Annotated in this window: 4 protein-coding genes; all 4 read left to right on the forward strand. The window is 39.9% G+C overall.

Annotation, left to right across the window (positions count from 1 at the left end; all coding sequences use genetic code 11):
* Positions 1-141: 141 nt before the first annotated feature.
* Positions 142-909: an alpha/beta hydrolase gene (locus tag AAGC65_RS25690; protein ID WP_343115311.1), complete on the forward strand. Its 768-nt coding sequence runs from the start codon at positions 142-144 to the stop codon at positions 907-909.
* Positions 910-913: 4 nt separating this feature from the next.
* On the forward strand, positions 914-1,576 hold the full coding sequence (locus AAGC65_RS25695; RefSeq protein WP_343115312.1) for a CBS domain-containing protein: 663 nt from the start codon (positions 914-916) through the stop codon (positions 1,574-1,576).
* Between the two features lie 121 nt (positions 1,577-1,697).
* Positions 1,698-2,579, forward strand: coding sequence for an NAD kinase (locus tag AAGC65_RS25700; RefSeq protein ID WP_343115313.1), 882 nt, complete (start codon positions 1,698-1,700; stop codon positions 2,577-2,579).
* Between the two features lie 9 nt (positions 2,580-2,588).
* Positions 2,589-2,923, forward strand: a 335-nt coding sequence (locus tag AAGC65_RS25705; RefSeq protein WP_343115314.1) for a DUF6089 family protein, incomplete at its 3' end; no start/stop codon positions are given.

The raw sequence follows: 2,923 nt of genomic DNA on the forward strand, positions 1-2,923 counted from the left end.
AATTATTAGGTTAAGCTTTAATTTATTATAATTGTTGTAACTCATCCGTAATAAAGTAATTTTATGGCGGATTTATTAGAAAATATACCGGATTTAATTTGGGTATAAAGGATTGGAAAAACATTAACACTGATATTTTATATGGATTTCGTGCTTAAAGAGGAAGACGGTTTTAGTTACATCGATGAGGGCGAAGGTGAGGTTCTGTTATTGCTGCACGGTTTAATGGGCTCATTGAGCAATTGGGGAGATGTTGTAAACGAATTTAAATCAAGATACAGGGTAATTATCCCGATACTGCCAATTTATGATATGCCTTTGATAACTACGGGAGTAAAAAGCCTTTCAAAGTTTATACATAAATTTATAAAACTAAAGGAACTGAGTAATATTACCTTACTTGGCAATTCATTAGGTGGTCATGTTGCCTTGATCTATGTTTTAGCACACCCCGAAAATGTTAAGGCTATGGTGTTAACAGGTAGTTCGGGTTTATATGAAAACGCTTTCGGTGGTTCTTTTCCGCGTCGTGAGAGTATTGATTTTGTGCGTGAAAAAGTACAATATACTTTTTATGACCCGGCAGTGGCAACCGATGAGCTGGTTAATGACGTATATAAAGTAGTAAACGACAGGCAGTGCGTACTTAGGCTGCTGGCGATGGCAAAATCGGCCATACGCCACAATATGAAAAAAGATCTGCACAAAATAAATGTGCCTGTATGTTTAATTTGGGGTAAGAATGACAAAATAACGCCTCCTGAAGTGGCTATTGAGTTTGATGAGTTTTTGCCCGATTCTGAATTGCACTGGATAGATAAATGCGGGCACGCCCCAATGATGGAGCACCCCAAAGAGTTTAATACATTGTTAACGGCATTTTTAGAGAAAATAAAAGTAGGAGTTTAACATTATGGTTGCAATTGAACTGATAGCTGACGAAATACCACCGGTACATACTTCTGACACTTTGCAGAAAGTGCATGACCGTATGGTAGAGTTGCGCCTCAGACATTTGCCCATTGTTAATGAAGACCAGTTTTTAGGCCTGGTAGCCGAAGATGACCTGACTGTTGAACCTGATCAGCAAACGGCTGTTGGTGCCCTGGCCTTATCGCTGGTAAACCCATACGTGTTGGAAGATCAGCATATTTATGATGTTATACGTATGTTTTATGAGCGCCACCTCACGGTTGTGCCCGTACTTGATGCCAAAAGAAATTATCTGGGCCTGATATCAGTAAATGCAATAACCGAATACTTTGCAAAAATTACCTCTGTTGCACAACCCGGGGGTATTATTGTACTGGAGATCAGCAATAAAAATAACTCGCTGGCGCATATGGCGCAAATTGTAGAATCAGACAATGCCCAGATACTGAGTTCCTACGTGCAAACCTTTCCCGACTCTACCAAAATGGAGGTAACACTTAAGGTGAACAAGCAGGATATTTCGGCCATAATAGCCACATTTTTACGTTATGAGTACGATATTAAAGCTACCTTTAATTATACAGATCATAATGATAACTCAAAGGATCGTTACGATTCATTAATGAACTACCTTAATTTATAAATGGTTTTTTAGTCCATTAATTCACCGGGTTTTCCATACCAAATTTTATGATGTACTTTTATAGAAATTTATGGTCAGATAAACCCATTAATTAATGAACATCGCGAACCCATAACCCATCATGAAGATAGCAGTTTACGGCCGACCGTTTAATGACCCATCTGTAATACCATATATTCAACAGGTGTTTGACAACCTGGCACATCACGGCGCCGAAATATATGTTCACCACCAGCTTAATGAATACCTGCGCGATAAGATAAGTACTGTAAAATACAGTGTGCTGGAGAGTACCGATTCGTTAAAAGGGTTTATCGATTTGTTTTTTACCCTTGGCGGCGATGGCACCCTGCTTGATATGGTAACTGTTATACGCGATTCATGTATACCTGTTATCGGTATCAATTTTGGCAGGCTTGGCTTTTTGGCCAGTATTAATAAAAGTGATATTTCAGCTGCCATACACGCGGTAATGAACAAGGAGTTTACCTTAGATTGCCGCGAACTGCTGACTATTGATTCAAAACTTAAGATTTTTGGCGATGATAACTTCGCGCTGAATGATGTAACTATTCACAAGCGCGATGATGCGGCCATGATCATTACCCACGTATTTTTAAACGATGAGTTTTTAAACTCGTACTGGGGCGATGGTATCATCATATCCAGCTCAACAGGTTCAACGGCTTATTCATTAAGTTGCGGAGGGCCAATCATTTTCCCGCAGTCAAATAGTATAGTGGTTACACCGGTATCGCCCCATAACCTTAACGTAAGACCAATTGTTCTACCTGATAGCAGCAAGCTTTGTTTTGAGGTAGAGAGCCGGAGCGCCAATTACCTGGTATCTTGCGATTCGAGAGTGGCGGTGTTGGATGAAACTGTTAAGTTTCACGTTCAAAAAGCCGATTTTCAGTTAAATTTGATACGTTTAAATAACGAAAGTTACTTAACTACCCTTAGAAATAAATTATTATGGGGTCTTGACGCCCGTAATTACTAAATTTACGGGATGCCTAAATTTGTAGCGATTATAGTATTTTTATTTATTTCATATCATTTGCAGGCGCAAACCTGGGAAGTGGGCGGAGCTGTAGGCGGTGCCGGTTACATCGGCGATCTGAATCCGAATAACCCGGTTAAAATAAGCGGTGTATCCGGCGCTGCATTTGTGGCCCGTAATTTTGACGGATACCTGTCGGCCAGGTTAAATTTCACTTATGGAAAGATCAGCGCCGACGACAGCAAATCAAGCAGCGAACAGTTTCGCGATCGTAACCTGAGCTTTAATACACCTATAAAAGAATTGAGCCTTATAGGCCAGTTTAATTTCATGAACTATATTCC

The sequence above is a fragment of the Mucilaginibacter sp. genome (assembly GCF_039207105.1).
In the GTDB taxonomy this organism is placed as follows: Bacteria; Bacteroidota; Bacteroidia; order Sphingobacteriales; family Sphingobacteriaceae; genus Mucilaginibacter.

Excerpts from the sequence above, each read along its gene's own strand:
- AAGC65_RS25690 (WP_343115311.1), top strand. The coding sequence starts at position 142 with ATGGATTTCGTGCTTAAAGAGGAAGACGGTTTTAGTTACATCGATGAG.
- AAGC65_RS25700 (WP_343115313.1), top strand. The coding sequence starts at position 1,698 with ATGAAGATAGCAGTTTACGGCCGACCGTTTAATGACCCATCTGTAATA.
- AAGC65_RS25695 (WP_343115312.1), top strand. The coding sequence starts at position 914 with ATGGTTGCAATTGAACTGATAGCTGACGAAATACCACCGGTACATACT.